This is a genomic window from Stenotrophomonas pictorum JCM 9942 (genome assembly GCF_001310775.1).
Classification (GTDB): Bacteria; Pseudomonadota; Gammaproteobacteria; order Xanthomonadales; family Xanthomonadaceae; genus Stenotrophomonas; species Stenotrophomonas pictorum.
Genome location: NZ_BAZI01000557.1, coordinates 1 through 1,357 on the forward strand (window position 1 = coordinate 1; position 1,357 = coordinate 1,357).

2 protein-coding genes are annotated in these 1,357 nt (G+C 69.4%); both read right to left on the reverse strand.

Annotated features, from left to right (window positions below; translation table 11 throughout):
• The coding region (locus JCM9942_RS16010) for a bifunctional folylpolyglutamate synthase/dihydrofolate synthase (protein WP_256202411.1) at window positions 1-784 on the reverse strand (784 nt) is incomplete at its 3' end.
• Between the two features lie 155 nt (window positions 785-939).
• The coding region (locus JCM9942_RS16015; RefSeq protein WP_157722997.1) for a hypothetical protein at window positions 940-1,357 on the reverse strand (418 nt) is incomplete at its 5' end.

Consider the following 1,357-nt stretch of genomic DNA (forward strand, 5'->3'; position numbering starts at 1 on the left):
TGGCGGTGGCGGCGTTGTTGCGCTGGATCGGCGCCCACAACGCCGGCTGCGGCAGCTCGACCTGGAAAGACACATCGCGCCAGCGCCAGCATTGCGCATCCACCGCCTCGGCGAAGAAATCACTGCCGAAACGGATCGCGTTGGCGCCCAGCACATAGGCGCGGCGCAGCACGCTGGAGGGCGGGTCGATCTCGCCCAGGATCACCGGCTTCCAGCCGCGGATGATGCCGGCCTTCTCCGCACCGATCGTTTCGCGGTCGTTGCCCAGCCAGTCGGCGTGGTCGATGTCCACCGTGGTGATCACCGCCACGTCGGCGTCGATCAGGTTGACCGCATCCAGCCGGCCACCGAGCCCGACCTCGAGCACCGCCAGATCCAGCCCGGCCTGCGCGAACACCCACAGCGCGCACAGCGTGCCGTACTCGAAATAGGTCAGCGGGGTATCGCCGCGCGCGTCTTCCACTGCGTTGAAGCCGGCCACCAGCGTGGCGTCGTCCACGTCCTGGCCGTCGATGCGTACCCGCTCGTTGTAGCGCAGCAGGTGGGGCGATGTGTAGGCGCCCACCCGCCAGCCGGCGGCACGGGCGATGGACTCGATGAACGCCACCGTCGAGCCTTTGCCGTTGGTACCGCCGACCACGATGCTGCGTTCGGCCGGTTGACCTGGCGGCATACGCTGGGCGACCTCGCGCACGCGCTCCAGGCCCATCGCGATGTTCTGCGGATGCTGCTGTTCGATATGGGCGAGCCACTGCTCGAGCGTGGCGGGACGGACGGAAGACATGCTGACGTTTCTCAGGATCATGGCCGGGCTGCAGGCCGGCTGCGCGTTGCGCGCGGGACAGGTGCCCATGATACAGCCCGCCGTCGACGCCCTGCGTGTGATCCGGCCCCGCAGGAAGGCCGCCATGCGACCTGTGCAGCCGATGCCGCGGGTGGCTACGGCGCCGGGGCTTCCAGCGGCAACGGCTGCTGCCGCGTGCGGGCGGCGCGCAGCTGCGCCAGCGATTGCCGGCACGCCTCCAGATCACGCCCGCACAGCACGCTGCTGACCACGAACCGGCGCTGTCCGTCGTTGACCAGCCGGTTGCGCACCAGCATCGTGCCGTTGAGCTGGAACAGGCTCAGCCCCTCCTCATCGCGCAGCCAGAAATTGACCTGGTCGCCATAACGGCGGAATACCGCCAGCGGGCCGATGGCCGCGATCGCCTCGGGAATCTGCATGAAACCGATCGGCACCGGATCAGCCACGAAGCCCGGCATCCCCTGTGCGCTGTTGCCCAGCCCCGGCCGCACCTGGCCGCTACGGCGTTCTTCGAAGAACGGATCGCGCACCCGCGCGGCGGCGCGCGCCGGC